We start from the raw sequence: 15,780 nt of genomic DNA on the forward strand, positions 1-15,780 counted from the left end.
GTGGCCGCCCTCGCCCTTCGAGACGGCTGCGTCACAGCCGCCTCGGGGTGAGGGCGCAGAGAGGTCTGCGATGGCGCGCGCCCTATTGCGCGTACCAGCCGCCGTCCATGTTGACGGCGGTGCCGCGCAGCTGCGAGGCCGCGTCCGAGCACATGAAGACGGCGAGCTCGCCGAGCTGCGCCGGGGTGACGAACTGCTTGGACGGCTGCTTCTCGGTGAGCAGGCGGCGGCCCGCCTCCTCGTTGCTGATCTTGTCGCGCTCCGCCCAGGCGTCGATCTGCTTCTGCACGAGGGGCGTCAGCACCCAGCCGGGGCAGATGGCGTTGCAGGTGACACCGGTCTCGGCGTTCTCCAGCGCCACCACCTTGGTGAGGCCGACGAGGCCGTGCTTGGCCGCCACATAGGCGACCTTGTTGACCGAGGCGACGAGGCCGTGCACCGAGGCGATGTTGATGATGCGGCCCCAGTTGCGGGCCTGCATCTGCGGGACCGCCGCCTTGATGGCGTAGAAGGCGGCCGACAGGTTGATCGACAGGACCAGCTCCCACTTGTCGTCCGGGAAGTCCTGGATCGGCGACACCACCTGGATGCCGGCATTGTTGACCAGGATGTCGACCTTGCCGAGCTCGCTGGTGGCGGCCTCGATCAGGCCCTTGGTCTCGACCGGCTTCGACAGGTCGGCGCCGCTGTAGGCGGTCTTGACGCCGAACTCGCTGGCGATGCCGGTCTTGATCTTCTCGATCTCGGCGGGGTCGCCGAAGCCGTTGAGCATGATGTCGGCGCCCTTGGCGGCGAGCGCCCGGGCGACGCCCAGGCCGATGCCGCTGGTCGAGCCGGTCACGACGGCGACTTTACCCTTCAACATAGGACTCTCCTTGGTCTAGTGCGCACCCAGGCGAACGGCGCCGCCCGCGGTCGTTCCAGCCGCCGCGCCGGCACGGGGTGCCAGGGGGCCGGAACCGGGAAAGATGCCGTGCGGCCGAGGCCGCACGGCAACGCCGGCTCAAACGAGGCCGGTCAGATAGTACAGCGCGATCACCACGAACACACTGGTCGTCTTGATCACCGTGATGGCGAAGATGTCCTTGTAGGACTGCCGGTGGGTCAGGCCGGTGACGTTGAGCAGCGTGATCACGGCGCCGTTGTGCGGCAGCGTGTCCATGCCGCCGGACGCCATCGAGGCGACCCGGTGCAGCACCTCCAGCGGGATGTGGGCCGCATTGGCCATGGCGATGAACTGATCCGCCATGGCGGCCAGCGCGATCGACATGCCGCCCGACGCCGAGCCGGTGATGCCGGCCAGCACCGTCACCGAGACGGCGATGTTGACCAGCGGGTTGGGGATCGCCGTGAGTGCGTCGCGGATCACCAGGAAGCCCGGCAGCGCCGCGATGACGGCGCCGAAGCCGTATTCCGAGGCGGTGTTGAGCGAGGCGAGCAGCGAGCCGGCGATGGCCTGCTGGCTGCCGGCGGCGAACTTCGCCGTGACGGCCTTCCAGCCGAACGCCACGACGAACAGGATGCCGACGACCAGCGCGCCTTCGACGGCCCAGATCGCCAGCACGGACGAGACCTGCTGGACGATCGGCTTGGCGCCGGCCACCAGCGCGACCTCGCTGGTCGTGCCGTAGTACTTCGGAATCAGCGACGTGAAGACGAAGTTGACGACCAGCACGAGCAGCAGGGGCGTCAGCGCGAGGAACGGATTCGGCAGGGCCTCCTTGCTGATCGGCTCCGGCTCGTTGATGTGGCCCGTGCCGTAGCCTTCGCCGGCCTTGGCCGCGGCCCGCCGCCGCCAGTCGAGATAGATCAGGCCGACGGTCAGGATGAACAGGCCGCCGATGGTGCCGAGCCAGGGGGCGGCCCAGGTGGTGGTCTTGAAGAAGGTGGTCGGGATGATGTTCTGGATTTGCGGCGTGCCCGGGAACGAATCCATGGTCGCCGTGAAGGCGCCGAGCGCGATGGTGCCGGGGATCAGCCGCTTCGGGATGTTGCCCTGCCGGAACATCTCGGCCGCGAACGGATAGACGGCGAACACCACGACGAACAGCGACACGCCGCCATAGGTGAGCAGGCAGCACACCGCGACGATCGACAGCATCGCGCGCTCGCGTCCGACCACACCGATCACGGCGGTGACGATCGACTTCGAGAACCCGGACAGCTCGATGACCTTGCCGAAGATGGCGCCGAGCAGGAAGACCGGGAAGTACAGCTTCACGAAGATGACCATCCGCTCCATGAACAGCCCTGTGAAGATCGGCGGCACGGCGGAAGGATCGGTGAGCAACACCGCGCCCATCGCTGCGATGGGCGCGAAGAGGATGACGCTGTAGCCGCGGTAGGCCACAAACATCAGGAAGCCGAGCGCAGCGAGGCAGATGACGAAACTCATGGGCAGGCACTCCCAAGGTATTGGAGACGTTCCGGCGCTCGTGGAGATTCGACTTGGGAAGGACGGCGCCTCGACTGTCGTGAGCAGGAAGTATACTTAGAACGCGCCGCTCTTTTTTGTATTCGCTCCAAGAATGAAGAGCTTGCCGCGTGAACCGCCTGTAGGCGCGGCCCTGTGCCGCAGCGTTGACTTAAATCAAACGCCTTCCTTCGCTAAGTATTAGGCCTATTACGCACCACTACGACTTGGCTTTCCATGACGAGCGGCCGCCAGGACACATCATGGTTGCACATTCCATGATCGCGATCGGAAGTGGTGCAAAAAGAAACGGCATTGCGGCGATCCCGGCGGTCCGGGTAATTTTGCTGCTTTGTGACAAAACTGACAATTTCACGACACGCTCGCGGCCCGTCGCGGCCGGCGATTTCATCCGGCACCTCGTCTTTACCCCCGTCTCGTCTGCAGAATCGCCAGTGTTCACGATCACGACGTAGCTCTACGACATAGGTGTATTACCGATGCGAGCGTTCGTGTCGGGCCGCATAAACGCGCGTCTGCTTCCGAACGGCGCCGCGGCCCCACGCGGCCGCCCGGACATCGACCGAACACGAGTGTCCTCATGAAACCTCATCTGAAACCGGAAGACGCGGTCAAGCTCATTCCGGACGGCGCGCGCCTGATGATCGGCGGCTTCATGGGCGTGGGCTCCCCCCATCGCCTGCTCGACGCCCTGGCCCAGTCCGGGAAGCGCAATCTCACCGTCATCGCCAACGACACGGCCCGGGCCGGCGTCGACATCGGCAAGCTGATCAGGGCCGGCGCGGTCTCCCGGCTGATCGCCTCCCACATCGGTCTCAATCCGGAGACCCAGAAGGGCATGATCGCCGGCGAGATCGACGTCGAGCTGGTGCCGCAGGGCACGCTGGTCGAGCGCATCCGCGCCGGCGGCTACGGCCTCGGCGGCGTGCTGACCAAGACCGGTCTCGGCACCATCGCGGCCGAGGGCCAGCAGACGGTCGAGATCGACGGCGAGACGTGGCTGCTCGCCAAGCCGCTGAAGGCCGACTTCGCGCTGATCGCCGCCGACCAGGCCGACTACGCGGGCAACCTCCAGTATCAGCTCACCGCGACGAACTTCAATCCGATCATGGCGCTCGCCGCCGAGACGGTGATCTGCGAGCCGCGCGAGATCCTGCCCGTCGGCATGATCTCCCCGGACGTCGTCAAGACGCCCGGTGTCGTGGTCGACTATCTGATCGAGAGGGCCGCCTGATGAAACCCGACGAGATCATCCAGCGCCGCGTCGCCCGCGAGCTGAAGCCCAACAGCCTGGTCAATCTCGGCATCGGCCTGCCGACCGGGGTCGCCAAGTACATCGACGAGCACGCCAACGTGCTGTTCGAGTCGGAGAACGGCATCGTCGGCCTCGCCGCCAAGCCGCCCGAGGGCATGGACGACCCGGACCTCACCGACGCCGGCGGCGGCACCGTCTCGGCCGTGCCGGGCGCCGCCACGATCGACAGCGCCTACTCGTTCGGCCTGATCCGCGGCGGCCATCTCGACGCGACCGTGCTCGGCGCCCTCGAGGTCGACGAGCGCGGCATGCTGGCCAACTGGGTGGTGCCGGGCAAGATGGTGCCGGGCATGGGCGGCGCCATGGACCTGGTCACCGGCGCCCGCCGCGTGATCATCGCCATGAACCACACCGCCAAGGGCGCGCCCAAGATCGTGCCGAAATGCACGCTGCCGCTCACCTCGATCCGCCGCATCAGCCTGATCGTGACGGACCTCGCCGTGATCGAGCCGACCGACGACGGCCTGGTGCTGCGCGAGCGGGCGCCGGGCGTGACGGTCGAGCAGATCGTCGCCGCCACCAGCGCCAAGCTGGTGATCAACGGCGACGTCCCCGAGATGGATCTCGGCGTCGCGGCCTGAGCGCCTGAGCGCCTGACCAATAGAGAAGACGTCCCAAGGAACGAGAGCCGGCGGAGAGGCCCCTCCCCGCCGGCTCTTTATGTTTGCGCGGGCGACGGCACGGGTTCCTGGAGACGAAGAAGGCCGGGACGCGAACGCCCCGGCCTTCTCGTCACGCCCGCCCCGGGTGCCTCCGGGTCGGGCGATGGCTCGTGGATGCGGCGGGCGGCCGGAAACGCAGCGACGGCACGCCGGTCCGAGCCCCGCGTCAGCCGAACTTCACCTTCAGCAGGCGCTCCGCATTGCCACAGTAGATTTTCCTTCGCGTCTGAGGATCGAGCCCGAGCTTGTTGATCGCGGCGATCGTCGGCCCGATCGGGCCGAGCGGCGTGTCGGTGGCGAAGACGATCTTGTCGCTTCCGAAGAACTGCAGGCCGCAGCCGACCCCGTACTGCCCGCCGAACATCGCCGTGTCGGCATAGAAGTCGCGGAAATAATCCAGGTGTGGCCGCTTCAGCGTACTCAGCACCTTGGAATAGTCTTCGTCCGAGGTCCGGCTGCCGAGCACCTGCATGCCGGGGCCGATGCGGCCGTCGTAGAACGGAATCATGCCGCCGCAATGATGCGTGACGATCTTCAAGTTCGGGTGACGGTCGAACAGGCCGCAGAACACCAGCCGGCTCATCGCCACCGACGTCTCGTACGGCCATCCGAAACACCACCACATCTCGTAGCGCGAATTCGGCTCGGCCGCATAATCGCTCGACGCCGCGGTGCGCGCGGGATGCAGCCATATCGGACGGTCGAGATCCGCCATCGCCGAGAAGAACGGCACGAACTCCGGTCGATCCAGCGGCCGGCCGGCGATGTTGGTGAAAATCTGAACGCCGCTGGCCCCGAGTTCCGTCACGGCGCGCCGCGCCTCCGCGGCCGACGCGTCGACGTCGGTCAAGCATACGGCGGCGACGAACGCGGCGAACCGTGACGGGTGCTTCCGGACCAGCTCGGCCATGGCGTCGTTGCCGATCCGCGCCAGCTCGATCCCGACCCTCTCGTCCGCGAAATCCTCGATCGGCGGATTCGGCAGCGAGATCACCTGGCGATAATCGCCGAACGCATCCATGCCGCGGAAGCGGAGATCGAGATCGTGCAGCGGCCGGACGCTGCGCAGTCGCGCGGCGATGTTGCCCAGCTTGGGAGCGATGCGGGCCATTTCGGTCGAAAACAGCTCCGGAGCGATATGGCAGTACAGGTCGACGACGGGATAACCCTCGTGGCCGGCGCGCGCGGCCCCCTCGCCGCCGGAAGCCTTCTCCGACGGCGAGACCTGTGCCGAGGCCGGCGCTGTCGCACCGGCTCCGAGACCGGTCACGGCCGCTCCCGCCAGGGTCGTACCGACGATCTGCCTTCTGGAAAAACCGCGGGTGTCGGAATCTCGCAAGGTATCCTCCTGGTGTGGGGGCTCTTTCCGCCGGCCACGCACGGCCCCGCTTCGACCGACTACTCCGCCGCGGTCTTCTGGCCCCAGCCGACATTGCCGGCGCCCTTGAGGCCGAGGATCTCTCGCGCTTCGGCCGGGGTCGCCACCGGGATGCTGAGCGCCGCCGCGATCGTCGTGATGCGCTCGACCTGCTCGGCGCTCGACTTCGCCAGCACCTTCGGGGCGAGATACAGATTGTCCTCGAGGCCGACCCGGACGTTGCCGCCCATGCCCATGGCGGTCGCCATCATCGGAAGCTGCGCCCGGCCCGCCGCGGACAGCGACCAGGTGAAGTTCTTCTCGCCGATCATCCGGCAGGCGGACTCGTGGAGGAACACGAGATTGTTCACGGTGGCCTGCATGCCGCCCAGGATGCCGAGCACGAACTGCAGATGGATCGGGGCCTTCAGCACGCCGGTGGTGAGCAGGAACTGGACGTTGGACAGCATGCCGGCGTCGTAGACCTCGAGCTCCGGCTTGGTGCCGGCCGCGGTCATGAAGGTCGCGAACTCGGCGAGCGTCTTGAAGGTGTTCGGGAAGATCCAGTCGTCGGTGGCCCGGATGAACGGCACCTCCCAGTCGTGCTTCGGCTCCTTGAGCTTGTCGGCGAGCGGATGGAACGCGAAGTTCATCGAGCCGGTGTTGAGCGAGGCGAGCTCGGGCTTCAACAGCGCCACCGAGCGGGCCCGGTCGGCGACCGTCATCTCCTTGGAGCCGCCCGTGGTGATGCAGATCGGCGCGTCGGTGCGGGCGCTGATCTTCTTCACGATCTGCTCGTAGAGCGCAGGATCGGCAGAGGGCTTGCCGGTCTGCGGATCGCGCGCATGCACGTGGACGATCGCGGCACCGGCCTGCGCGGCGGCGACCGCGTCGTTCGCGATCTCGTCCGGCGTCACCGGCAGATAGGGCGACATGCTCGGCGTGTGCACCGATCCGGTGACGGCGGCCGTGATGACGAGCTTGGCCATGGAAGTCTCCTTGCGTGTGTCTTGCGGCGGCGCGTCGTCTGGCCGCCGGTTGATCGAAAAGGTCGGAGCCGCGTTCTCCGCGCCCACCCCGCCCTCCGCTCAACCGCGGCGGCGGGCATCCAGGGGCGTGATGTCGGGTCCCCGCCTCCGCGGGGACGAGCCGAGATCGGAGCCGACCCGGGTCCGGTGATATCCGTCTAGCGTTGTGTCTTCAGATGATCGACGACGCGCTTCTTCAGCGCGGCCTGCTCCTCGGGCGTCCAGCGGCGGAAGCCTTCGCCCGACTTCATGCCGAGCCGGCCGTCCTTCACCAGCGCCTCCAGATAGGGCGACGGGCCCGGCCGCCCTTCGATCGACGGCAGCACGGTCTGGTGGATCGCCAGCGTGAGGTCGGTGCCGACCAGGTCGGCGTTCTCCAACGGACCGAGCACGGCGAGGCGGCGGCCGAAGCTCGCCTTGATCACCGTGTCGACCGTCTCGGCGTCGCAGATGCCGTTCTCGACCAGCGACACGGCCTCGCGCCACAGCGCGTGCTGCAGCCGGTTGCCGACGAAGCCCGGCACGTCCTTCTTGACGTGCACGGGCGTCTTGCCGGCCCTGGCGTGCAGATCCATCGTGAACGCGATGGTGGCCTCCGACGTCCACTCGGTGCCGATCACCTCGACGAGCGGCACCAGGAAGGGCGGGTTCCACCAATGCGTCCCGACGGCGCGCTCGCGCGCCTTCAGGTTCCGCATGATCTCGGTGATCGGGATCACCGACGTGTTGCTCGCCAAAATCGCGTCGGGCCGCGCCGCCGCCTCGACGTCGGCGAACAGCTTGCGCTTGAGCTCCAGATTCTCGGGTGCCGCCTCGACCACGTAGTCGGCGTCGCGGACCGCCTCGGCGAGAGTCTCGACGATGCGAATCCGCTTCACCGCGGACGGATCCTCGTCGAGATCGACGAGGTTCGCCTCGACGCGGGAGAGCGCGCTCGCCAGCGTCGGCGCGTGGGCGTCGGTGAGGGCGACCGGGTGCCCGGCGAGGGCGAAGACCTGGGCGATGCCGTGCCCCATCATCCCGGCGCCGATGACGGCGATGCGCGCTGTGCCCATGGGTCAGCCCGCCGTGTAGCCGCCGTCGGCGTAGAGGATGTGTCCGGTGTAGAAGTCGGACGCCGCCGAGGACAGGAACAGGAGCGGACCGGCGAGATCGGACGGCTCGCCGAGTCGGCCTTTCGGCACGCGGGCCAGAAACGCCGGGCGGACGCCGCGGGCCTTCTCGGTGTCCTCGTACATCCACGCCGTCAGCGCCGAGCGGAAGACCGTCGGGGCGATGGCGTTGACCGTGATGCCGGTCGGGCCGAGCTCGCAGCCGAGCGCCTTGGTGATGCCGTCGACGGCGGACTTCGAGGCGCAATAGGCCGTGTAGCCGGCCGGGTGGCCGAGGAGACCGCGGGCCGAGGACATCAGCACGATCTTGCCTCCCTCGCCTTGCGCGAGCATCTGGCGGGACGCGGAGCGCGCCATGATCCAGGACTGGGTGACGTTGGCGTCCATGACGTCCTCGAAGCGCTCGGGCGTCATGTCGCCGATCTTGGCGACGTCGTTCTTGCCGGAGCCGACGACCAGGATGTCGAGCCGGCCGAAGGCCTCGACCGCGGCGGCGACGATCGCGTCGCAGTTCTTCTCGTTGCTCGGCCGCAGGCCCACCTGCTTGACCTTGGCGCCGAGCGCCTCGCACTCCGCCGCGACCTTCTCGAGCTCGGCGGCGTTGCCGGCGGCGATCACCACATTGGCGCCGGCCCCGGCCAGCACCTTCGCGGCGAGTGCGCCGAAGGCGCCCGAGGCGCCGGTGACGATCGCGGTCTTGCCGCGCACGTCGAACAGCGCGAGCGGATTTTTCAGGAACTCTTCGGACATGGTGTCCTCCTTTGACGACGGTCCCGCGGGAGCGCGGGGTCAGCAGGCGGAGATCCTCGGCGGACCGCATTCGCGCGGCCGCTCCGGCTCTCCGCCCGCGACGTCTCAGCTCTTGGGGGCGGCGACCGCCACCAGGATGGTGCACACGTCGTTGCCGCGATTGACGATCTCGCGGCTCTCGTTCGGCCCGATGGTGCAGGCGTCGTTGGCCTTCAGCACCGTCTCCTTGCCGTCGACGATGACGGTGAGCTCGCCGGCGAGGACGAAGTACACCTTCTCGGGCGGCGAGGCGTCCGGCCCGGCGCCACCGCCGGGCAGGAAGTGCGAGAGACCGACCACCACGCCGGTGGTGCCGCCGGCCTCGGCCCCGAACACCCGCAGCGGCATGCAGCCGCGGTGGTTCGGCGCGTCGTAGGTCTTCAGCTCGGAGAAGCGTTTCACCTGCATCAGAAGCGCTCCCCCTTCTCGATGCGGTACTCGCCCTTCGGGTCGGCGATCGCGACCAGACGGATGATGCAGCCGTCGCCGCGCTCCCAACGCCACGGGAACATCGCGAAGGTGCAGCGCTTGCCCGTCACCTTGTCGATCTCGCCGCCGACGTTCTCGATGCCGAGAATGCCGTTCTTGAACAGGATGCGGTGCACCGGCTCCCACTCCGGGAAGTCGTCCTTCCAGTCGCGCCCGCCCGACCACTGCTTGTACTCGGCGGCGAGATGCGGATGGATCGGGCCGTTGCGGTGCGGGCCGATGGCGGTGGCGAGCGGATGGTCGTTCGCCTGGGTGTCGTGGCCGACGACCTTGACCTTCTTCTCGACGAACCACTCGCCGGCCGATTTCACGAAGCCGGGCGAGCGGCAGAAATAGTCCTCGCTGTCCTCGTACTTCTCGTGCCAGCCGGTGTTGACGATGACGACGTCGCGCGGACGCACGATCTTGCCGGCGGCCTTCTCGAGGTCGTCGTAGCCGATCTGCTCCCACTGCTTCTTGGGGATCGAGACGACGATGCCCGAGCCGAAGAAGTGCGGCAGCGGCACCTCGTCCATGAACGGCGTGCCCTCGACCACGTGGGCGGGCGCGTCGATGTGCGTGGTGTGGTGCATGCTGGTCGTGATGCGCTGGGACAGCACGCCCGACTTCGCCATGTAGTGGATGCGCTCGATCTGGACGTCCTGGAAGTACGGCCAGTTCGGCTTCTGCAGGCCGAACGGATGCGAGAGGTCGTGGAACTCGAGACCCATGGTGTTCTCGAGATTGCTCTCCATCGGAACGCCCCGGATGACCGGCATCGTCGTCTCCTTCTTGTGAGTTTCAGAGAGAGTGTGACCCGCGATGTGGATCACTCGTATCGTATCGTGGTCTTCTTGGTCAACGACGCGACGGCTGCGCGGCGGGCGGAGCAGCGCAACGACCAACGGATGGCTCGCGCACCGCGAGGCCCGGCGCAGGCGCGTCGCTTTGGGCCGAACATCGCGAAAGCGCCCGTCCGGCAGGCAGTCGCGAGGGGCCCGCATCCGCGGCGCGGCGGCCGGCGCGCGGCGGCGCTGTACCGGCATCCGGGTCAAGAACACCGAGCACCGTAGCACTGCGTAAGTAATCGTCCGGCGACGGGTGTCGAGGACGTCGTGCCCGCGGCCGACGCATTCGCACATGCGAAATAGATCCAGAGTCGCGGGCGTGCGTGTGTCCTATCGACCCCGACGATCGTCACGCATCGCGACGTGATCACGTCCGCGCGCGGGCCCGCGGCTCACCCGTGGCGGTCCGCCACTGTCCCGCTGTACAATACAGGGATCGCGCGTATCACTGCGTAGGTGTTCGTGCGGAGAATAAAAATCGGCGCACCAAACTCGGCAAACCCGACCAGCTTCTTCGGCACTGCAAACAAGCCGCACGCCTCTGATACAAGCCGCTTATCAGCATCCGTCGCGCTGCGATGCACCGCGGCGCGGTCGCTGCGGCGCACAACACGTCACGAGGTTCTGGACCAGGTCCGTTGCTTGCTGACAAACCCACCATTTGATACGGCTGAACCGTCATACAGGACACCTGCGGAGGGCCGGTTCCGGCCCGCGATCCCACCCGGACCTCCGCTCCGACCCGACTCACACCGGAGAAACGGAGCTTTCCTTGGTCCCCAAGATCGCACTCGAAGAGCACGCGCTGTGCCCGAGCCTGACCGAATACTGGCACCCGACCGTCGCCGATGTCCCGGCCGTGGTGCGTGACCGCCTTCTCGACGCGCTGACGGATTTCGGCGATCGCCGGATCGCCTCGATGGATCGCGCCGGAGTCGAGACGGCCGTGATCGGCATCGCCGGTCCCGGCGTGCAGGTCGAGACCGACACGAAGCGCGCCATCGCCAAGGCGAAGGCCTCGAACGACTTCCTGGCCGCCGAGGTGGCGAAGAAGCCGGGCCGCTACGCCGGCTTCGGCCACATGCCGATGCAGGACGCGACCGCCGCGGCCGACGAGCTGCAGCGCTGCGTCGAGGAGCTGAAGTTCTGCGGCGCCATGATCAACGGCCAGACGCTCGGCCGTTATCTGGACGACCCCGCCTACGCGCCGTTCTGGGAACGCGCCGCCGCGCTGAAGACCTGGATCTACCTGCATCCGGCCGATCCGGTCGCCACCATGCCGGCGCTCGAAGGCACCTACGGCCTGAAGCGCGCCACCTGGGAGTGGGGCGTCGAGACCGGCACGCACGCGCTGCGTCTGGTGTTCGGCGGCGTGTTCGACCGCTATCCGGACGCCCGGCTGATGCTCGGCCATCTCGGCGAGACGCTGCCCTATCTGCTGTGGCGGTTCGACAGCCGGGCCCAGCTCTACGGCGTGAAGCTGCCGCAGCCGCCCTCCTTCTACATCAAGCGCAACATCGCCGTGACCACCTCGGGCATGAGCTCGGCCGAGCCGCTGAACTGCGCGCTCGCGGCGCTCGGGAACGACCGCGTCTGCTTCGCCTCCGACCATCCGTTCGAGGATGCCGGCGAGGCCGGCCACTTCCTTGACGGCGTGGCGCTTCCGGAGGAGGTCCGCCGCGCGGTCGCCTCCGCCAACGCCAAGACGCTGCTCGGCCTCGCCTGACCCCGTCGCTCGCACACAGGATCAAGACCATGTTCAAGAATCCGTGGTGGGTCGTCCTCGGCTCCGTGCTCGGCCTGCTGGTCGGCAACGGCGCCATCATGCACTTCACCTTCGGCGTGCTCCTGAAGCCCATCGGCGACGAGTTCGGCTGGAGCCGCGGCACCGTGTCGATCGCCATGGTGATCGGGCTCGTCTGCACCGGCCTGATGACGCCCCTAGTCGGCATTCTCGTCGACCGTTACGGGATCCGCCGCGTCGCCCTGCCGTTCATCACCGCCTTCGCCGGCATCGTGGCGCTGACCTCGCTGACCCCGGCGTCGCCGTTCGCCTTCATCGCGCTCTACGGCGTGATGGGCCTCGCCGCCGCCGGCCAGACGCCGCTGATCTACTCGAAGTCGATCGTCGCGAGCTTCGACGACCGGCGCGGCCTCGCGCTCGGCGTCGCCATGGCGGGCGTCGGTCTCGGCGTGGCGCTGGTCCCGCAGTTCGCCCAGGCGCTGATCGGCGTCGTCGGCTGGCGCGGCGCCTATGTCGGGCTCGGCGCCATCACGCTGCTGTTCGCCATCCCGGCCGTCGCCCTGTTCCTGCGCGAGCCGGAGCGTGCGCTCGCCGCCCAGACCGGCGAGACTCCCAAGGTGCTGCCCGGCGTCACCGGCCGCGAGGCGCTGAAGACCAAGTACTTCTGGCTCCTCGTCGCGCCGTTCTTCGCGCTCGCCTGCGCCGCCAACGGCTCGATCACCCACGTCGTGCCGCTGCTCACCGATCGCGGCGTCTCCCCCCAGATGGCGACCACGGCGCTCTCGATGGCCGGGTTGTCGCTGATCGCCGGACGGCTGCTCGCCGGCTGGCTGCTCGACCGCATGTTCGCGCCCTACGTCGCGGTGGTGTTCATCGTCACGCCGCTTCTCGGCATCCTGCTGCTGATGTCGACCACCGACACGACCATGGCGGCGGCCGCCACCGTGCTGATGGGGCTCGGCATCGGCGCCGAGGTGGACCTGATCGCGTTCTTCATCTCGCGCTATCTCGGGCTGCGCAGCTTCGGCGAGATCTACGGCTACCTGTTCGCCATCTTCATGCTGGCGAACGGCATCGGCCCCTTCGCGATGGGCCTGAGCTTCGACAAGGCCGGCTCCTACGTCCCGGTTCTGTGGACCTTTGCGGGCGGCCTCGTCGTCGCCGCGGCACTGATCCTGATGATGGGTCCCTACGTCTACCCCTCCCAGCACGAGCTCGCCCGCCGCAAGCTCGCCGTGCAAGAGGCCTGACACGGCTCGGAGGGCCGGCGTCGCCGTCCCTCCCCTTACGGTCCCGGGCCACGGTCCGGGACCTCCTCTCTGCCGCGTGATCTCCGTCGTCCGGCCGGATTGTCGATCCGATCGTCGTGCCCGTTCGTCCTCTCGCGAGGACGGCTCCACCCCGCTCGCTCGTCGCCCCGCTCCCGGCGCCGCGGACCACGTGGGTCCGACGTCGCGACCTGGAGTGCAAGCACGATGGCTATCGAGACCGGAACGGCGACCCCGGCGACAAGCGCCGCCACCCACGGACTGCCCGTCAAATGGCGGGTCCTGATCAGCGGGTTCATGAGCTACGCGTTCGACGCGCTGGACTTCATGATCCTCGCGATGTCGCTGCCCCTGATCATCAAGGAGCTCGACATCACCATGGCGGACGCCGGCCTGCTCGGCACGGCGACGCTGCTCGGCGTCGGCATCTCGTCGATCGCCATGGGCTGGTTCGCCGACAACTACGGGCGCAAGACCGCCCTGATGGTCGGCATCGCGATCTTCGGCCTGTTCACGGCGGCGATCGGCTTCGCCCAGGGCTACTGGTCGATCATGGCGCTGCGTTTCATCGCCGGCCTCGGGCTGGGCGGCATCTGGGGCGTCATCGCCGCCTTCATCAACGAGACCTGGCCGTCGCATCAGAGCGGCCGCGCCGCCTCCTTCGTGTTCTCGTCCTGGCCGATCGGCTTCGGCTCCGCCGCGCTGCTGGCCGGCTTCATCCTGCCGCGCTACGGCTGGCGGGTGCTGTTCTTCTGCGGGGCCGCCGCACTCCTCGCGGTCGCCTACACGTATGTCTTCGTGCCGGAGTCGGAGACCTGGAAGAAGGCCAAGGCGGAGCGCGAGGCCGGCGGCGGCGCCAAGGCGTCGGTCGGCATCGGCGAGATCTTCGCCCCCGAGGTCCTGCACTACACCATCGTCGGCACCCTGTCGGCGAGCTTCGCGCTGATCGCCTATTGGGGCGTCAACACCTGGGTGCCGACCTTCCTGGTGAAGGAGCGCGGCATGGCGATCGCCGACATGTCGATGTTCATCGTCATGCTCAATGTCGGCATGTTCCTCGGCTACCAGCTGTTCGGCTTCCTGGCCGACACGATCGGCGGCAAGAACGCCCTGATCATCAACTTCGTCGGCGCCACCGTGATGGTGCCGATCTACGGCTTCGCCGAGAGCACGACGCTGCTGTTCTGGCTCGGCCCGGTGATGGCGCTGTTCTTCTCCTATGCCGGCATCTTCGGCTCGTACTTCGCCAAGCTCTATCCGCTGCGCATCCGCAGCCTCGGCTCCGGCTTCTGCTTCGACGTCGGCCGCGGCATCTCGGCCTTCGCGCCGTTCCTGCTCGGCCAGATCGCCGCGCATTACAGCCTGGCGGTCGGTATCGCGCTGTGCGGCGCGAGCTTCGCGCTCGCCGGCGTGATGGTGCTGATGCTGCCCGACACCCGCGGCCGCGAAGCCGTGGACTGAACGGCGCCGCCACGACCCCTGACGCGAAAGGCCGCCCACGGGCGGCCTTTTTCGTGCTGCTCGGTCGCGGGCGCGGCTCAGGCCGCAGCGGATTCGAGCTGGTCCTCGAGAGCCCGCTTGGTGGCGAGCAGGTGCTCGGCGATCTCGGTCTGGCGGTCGTAGAAGCGCTGGGCCGGCACCGGGACGGAGATCGCGAGATAATTGCCGAGCGAATCGCGCAGCACCACGCCGGCGGCGCAGACCCCGACCGTGTGCTCCTCACGGTCGAACGCCACGCCGGTGCGGCGGATGCGCCGCAGATCCTGCAGGAGCGCGTCGTAGGTCGTCAGCGTCGTCGGCGTGCGGGCCGGATAGCTGCGGCCGACCAGCTCCTCGACCGCGTCGTTGCCGAGCTGCGCCAGATAGGCCTTGCCGTTGGCCGTGCAGTAGAGCGGGAACGTCTCGCCGACCGAGGACACGGCGCGCAGGCGCTGCGAGCCGATCACCTGGTCGAGGAAGATCAGATAGTCGCGCTTGATCGCGGCGAGGTCGACGGTCTCGCTCAGCTCGGCGGAGAGCTTCACCAGCCACGGCCGGCACAACGAGACGAAGTCGCTCTGCACCGAGGAGGCGAGGCGCAGCAGCGTCGGGCCGAGCCGGACCCGGCCGGTCGGCGATGCGGCGATCAAGAGCTTCTCGGCCTCCAGCGCGGCGACGATGCGCTGGACCGTGGAGCGCGCCAGATCGACGCGCTGGGCGATCTGGCCGAGGCTGAGGCCGGCCGGCTGGTCCTCCAGCGCGCGCAGGATGGAGGCGGCCCGCGTGATGACCTGCACCGGTCCCCGCTCGGCCTGGTCTGGGGCATCGGCGCGTTTCATTCCGGTCGTCCTGTCCGTGTGAGCTCCGCTCCTCGTGGGGAGCATGAACCACAATACGGTACGGACCTCGTTTTGCGCAACTCTCGGCACTGCAGCGCACCGCTGCGGCAACGGCAGATCTGACACGCCGTGGCGCACGCACCACACCGGCATGCGTGATCTCACGTAGGACCGCATGCGCGAACCTGAATGAGCGAATTGTCCGACGAAGAAGGCCGGGACGCGAGCGCCCCGGCCTTCTCGTCACGCCCTCCCCGTGTGCCTCCAGGGAGAGCGATGGCTGATGGGCGCGGCGAGCGCTGCGCCGTAGCATGGCCTCTCCGCCGTCATGCCCCGCGAAGGCGGGGGCTTTGCATCATCGGTCATCCCGGGGCGCGGACGAAGTCCGCGAGCTCGGGATCCATACGCCCGGCGATAGTGGCTCACGAAACACAGGG

15 protein-coding genes are annotated in these 15,780 nt (G+C 68.0%); 6 read left to right on the forward strand and 9 right to left on the reverse strand.

Annotated features, from left to right (window positions below; translation table 11 throughout):
* Nucleotides 1-82: 82 nt before the first annotated feature.
* Both CH341_RS18075 and CH341_RS18080 read right to left on the reverse strand, forming a co-directional pair.
* Nucleotides 83-865 carry a 3-hydroxybutyrate dehydrogenase gene (locus CH341_RS18075; RefSeq protein ID WP_111420394.1) on the reverse strand — a complete coding sequence of 261 codons (783 nt, stop codon included), beginning with the start codon at nucleotides 863-865 and terminating at the stop codon, nucleotides 83-85.
* A 138-nt stretch (nucleotides 866-1,003) separates the two neighbouring features.
* A complete protein-coding gene (locus tag CH341_RS18080; RefSeq protein ID WP_111420395.1) occupies nucleotides 1,004-2,395 on the reverse strand; it encodes a GntP family permease in 1,392 nt (463 codons plus the stop codon).
* A gap of 281 nt (nucleotides 2,396-2,676) precedes the next feature.
* Here CH341_RS18080 and CH341_RS33750 point away from each other — a divergent pair, with 281 nt between their 5' ends.
* From CH341_RS33750 to CH341_RS18090, 3 genes are all read left to right on the forward strand, one after another.
* Nucleotides 2,677-2,889, forward strand: coding sequence for a hypothetical protein (locus tag CH341_RS33750; protein WP_146604525.1), 213 nt, complete (start codon nucleotides 2,677-2,679; stop codon nucleotides 2,887-2,889).
* A gap of 125 nt (nucleotides 2,890-3,014) precedes the next feature.
* Nucleotides 3,015-3,668 (forward strand): CoA transferase subunit A, encoded by a 654-nt coding sequence (locus CH341_RS18085; protein ID WP_111420396.1) that lies wholly within the window; start codon nucleotides 3,015-3,017, stop codon nucleotides 3,666-3,668.
* Nucleotides 3,668-4,330 (forward strand): 3-oxoacid CoA-transferase subunit B, encoded by a 663-nt coding sequence (locus CH341_RS18090; RefSeq protein WP_111420397.1) that lies wholly within the window; start codon nucleotides 3,668-3,670, stop codon nucleotides 4,328-4,330. The genes CH341_RS18085 and CH341_RS18090 overlap by 1 nt, the downstream gene beginning before the upstream one ends.
* A gap of 247 nt (nucleotides 4,331-4,577) precedes the next feature.
* On the opposite strand, the gene CH341_RS18095 is transcribed toward CH341_RS18090, so the two are convergent.
* The 6 genes from CH341_RS18095 to CH341_RS18120 all read right to left on the reverse strand — a co-directional run bounded on the left by CH341_RS18095 (nucleotide 4,578) and on the right by CH341_RS18120 (nucleotide 9,944).
* On the reverse strand, nucleotides 4,578-5,681 hold the full coding sequence (locus CH341_RS18095; RefSeq protein ID WP_210208429.1) for an amidohydrolase family protein: 1,104 nt from the start codon (nucleotides 5,679-5,681) through the stop codon (nucleotides 4,578-4,580).
* 128 nt (nucleotides 5,682-5,809) lie between these two features.
* Nucleotides 5,810-6,757: a beta-keto acid cleavage family enzyme gene (locus CH341_RS18100; RefSeq protein WP_111420398.1), complete on the reverse strand. Its 948-nt coding sequence runs from the start codon at nucleotides 6,755-6,757 to the stop codon at nucleotides 5,810-5,812.
* A 197-nt stretch (nucleotides 6,758-6,954) separates the two neighbouring features.
* The gene (locus CH341_RS18105; protein ID WP_111420399.1) at nucleotides 6,955-7,851 is read right to left on the reverse strand and encodes a 3-hydroxyacyl-CoA dehydrogenase family protein; all 897 of its coding nucleotides are present in this window, start codon (nucleotides 7,849-7,851) and stop codon (nucleotides 6,955-6,957) included.
* 3 nt (nucleotides 7,852-7,854) lie between these two features.
* Entirely contained in the window at nucleotides 7,855-8,658 is an 804-nt protein-coding gene (locus CH341_RS18110) for an SDR family NAD(P)-dependent oxidoreductase (protein WP_111420400.1), read from the reverse strand.
* A gap of 105 nt (nucleotides 8,659-8,763) precedes the next feature.
* Nucleotides 8,764-9,105, reverse strand: a complete 342-nt coding sequence (locus CH341_RS18115; RefSeq protein WP_111420401.1) for a cupin domain-containing protein — start codon at nucleotides 9,103-9,105, stop codon at nucleotides 8,764-8,766.
* The gene (locus CH341_RS18120; RefSeq protein WP_111420402.1) at nucleotides 9,105-9,944 is read right to left on the reverse strand and encodes a cyclase family protein; all 840 of its coding nucleotides are present in this window, start codon (nucleotides 9,942-9,944) and stop codon (nucleotides 9,105-9,107) included. Before CH341_RS18120 ends, CH341_RS18115 begins: the two co-directional genes overlap by 1 nt.
* Before the next feature lie 841 nt (nucleotides 9,945-10,785).
* Between CH341_RS18120 and CH341_RS18125 the strand changes: the two genes are divergently transcribed.
* The 3 genes from CH341_RS18125 to CH341_RS18135 all read left to right on the forward strand — a co-directional run bounded on the left by CH341_RS18125 (nucleotide 10,786) and on the right by CH341_RS18135 (nucleotide 14,486).
* Nucleotides 10,786-11,739: an amidohydrolase family protein gene (locus tag CH341_RS18125; RefSeq protein ID WP_170149687.1), complete on the forward strand. Its 954-nt coding sequence runs from the start codon at nucleotides 10,786-10,788 to the stop codon at nucleotides 11,737-11,739.
* A 29-nt stretch (nucleotides 11,740-11,768) separates the two neighbouring features.
* On the forward strand, nucleotides 11,769-13,007 hold the full coding sequence (locus CH341_RS18130) for an MFS transporter (protein ID WP_111420404.1): 1,239 nt from the start codon (nucleotides 11,769-11,771) through the stop codon (nucleotides 13,005-13,007).
* A gap of 225 nt (nucleotides 13,008-13,232) precedes the next feature.
* Entirely contained in the window at nucleotides 13,233-14,486 is a 1,254-nt protein-coding gene (locus CH341_RS18135; RefSeq protein ID WP_111420405.1) for an MFS transporter, read from the forward strand.
* Nucleotides 14,487-14,563: 77 nt separating this feature from the next.
* Here the strand turns inward: CH341_RS18135 and CH341_RS18140 are convergent, their stop codons facing one another.
* Nucleotides 14,564-15,343 carry an IclR family transcriptional regulator gene (locus CH341_RS18140; RefSeq protein WP_111420406.1) on the reverse strand — a complete coding sequence of 260 codons (780 nt, stop codon included), beginning with the start codon at nucleotides 15,341-15,343 and terminating at the stop codon, nucleotides 14,564-14,566.
* Nucleotides 15,344-15,780: the final 437 nt, after the last annotated feature.

This window comes from Rhodoplanes roseus (assembly GCF_003258865.1).
GTDB classification, from domain to species: Bacteria; Pseudomonadota; Alphaproteobacteria; order Rhizobiales; family Xanthobacteraceae; genus Rhodoplanes; species Rhodoplanes roseus.

Excerpts from the sequence above, each read along its gene's own strand:
- CH341_RS18140 (WP_111420406.1), bottom strand. The coding sequence starts at position 15,343 with ATGAAACGCGCCGATGCCCCAGACCAGGCCGAGCGGGGACCGGTGCAG.
- CH341_RS18110 (WP_111420400.1), bottom strand. The coding sequence starts at position 8,658 with ATGTCCGAAGAGTTCCTGAAAAATCCGCTCGCGCTGTTCGACGTGCGC.
- CH341_RS18105 (WP_111420399.1), bottom strand. The coding sequence starts at position 7,851 with ATGGGCACAGCGCGCATCGCCGTCATCGGCGCCGGGATGATGGGGCAC.
- CH341_RS18135 (WP_111420405.1), top strand. The coding sequence starts at position 13,233 with ATGGCTATCGAGACCGGAACGGCGACCCCGGCGACAAGCGCCGCCACC.
- CH341_RS18120 (WP_111420402.1), bottom strand. The coding sequence starts at position 9,944 with ATGCCGGTCATCCGGGGCGTTCCGATGGAGAGCAATCTCGAGAACACC.
- CH341_RS18080 (WP_111420395.1), bottom strand. The coding sequence starts at position 2,395 with ATGAGTTTCGTCATCTGCCTCGCTGCGCTCGGCTTCCTGATGTTTGTG.
- CH341_RS33750 (WP_146604525.1), top strand. The coding sequence starts at position 2,677 with ATGGTTGCACATTCCATGATCGCGATCGGAAGTGGTGCAAAAAGAAAC.
- CH341_RS18130 (WP_111420404.1), top strand. The coding sequence starts at position 11,769 with ATGTTCAAGAATCCGTGGTGGGTCGTCCTCGGCTCCGTGCTCGGCCTG.
- CH341_RS18090 (WP_111420397.1), top strand. The coding sequence starts at position 3,668 with ATGAAACCCGACGAGATCATCCAGCGCCGCGTCGCCCGCGAGCTGAAG.
- CH341_RS18100 (WP_111420398.1), bottom strand. The coding sequence starts at position 6,757 with ATGGCCAAGCTCGTCATCACGGCCGCCGTCACCGGATCGGTGCACACG.
- CH341_RS18115 (WP_111420401.1), bottom strand. The coding sequence starts at position 9,105 with ATGCAGGTGAAACGCTTCTCCGAGCTGAAGACCTACGACGCGCCGAAC.
- CH341_RS18085 (WP_111420396.1), top strand. The coding sequence starts at position 3,015 with ATGAAACCTCATCTGAAACCGGAAGACGCGGTCAAGCTCATTCCGGAC.
- CH341_RS18075 (WP_111420394.1), bottom strand. The coding sequence starts at position 865 with ATGTTGAAGGGTAAAGTCGCCGTCGTGACCGGCTCGACCAGCGGCATC.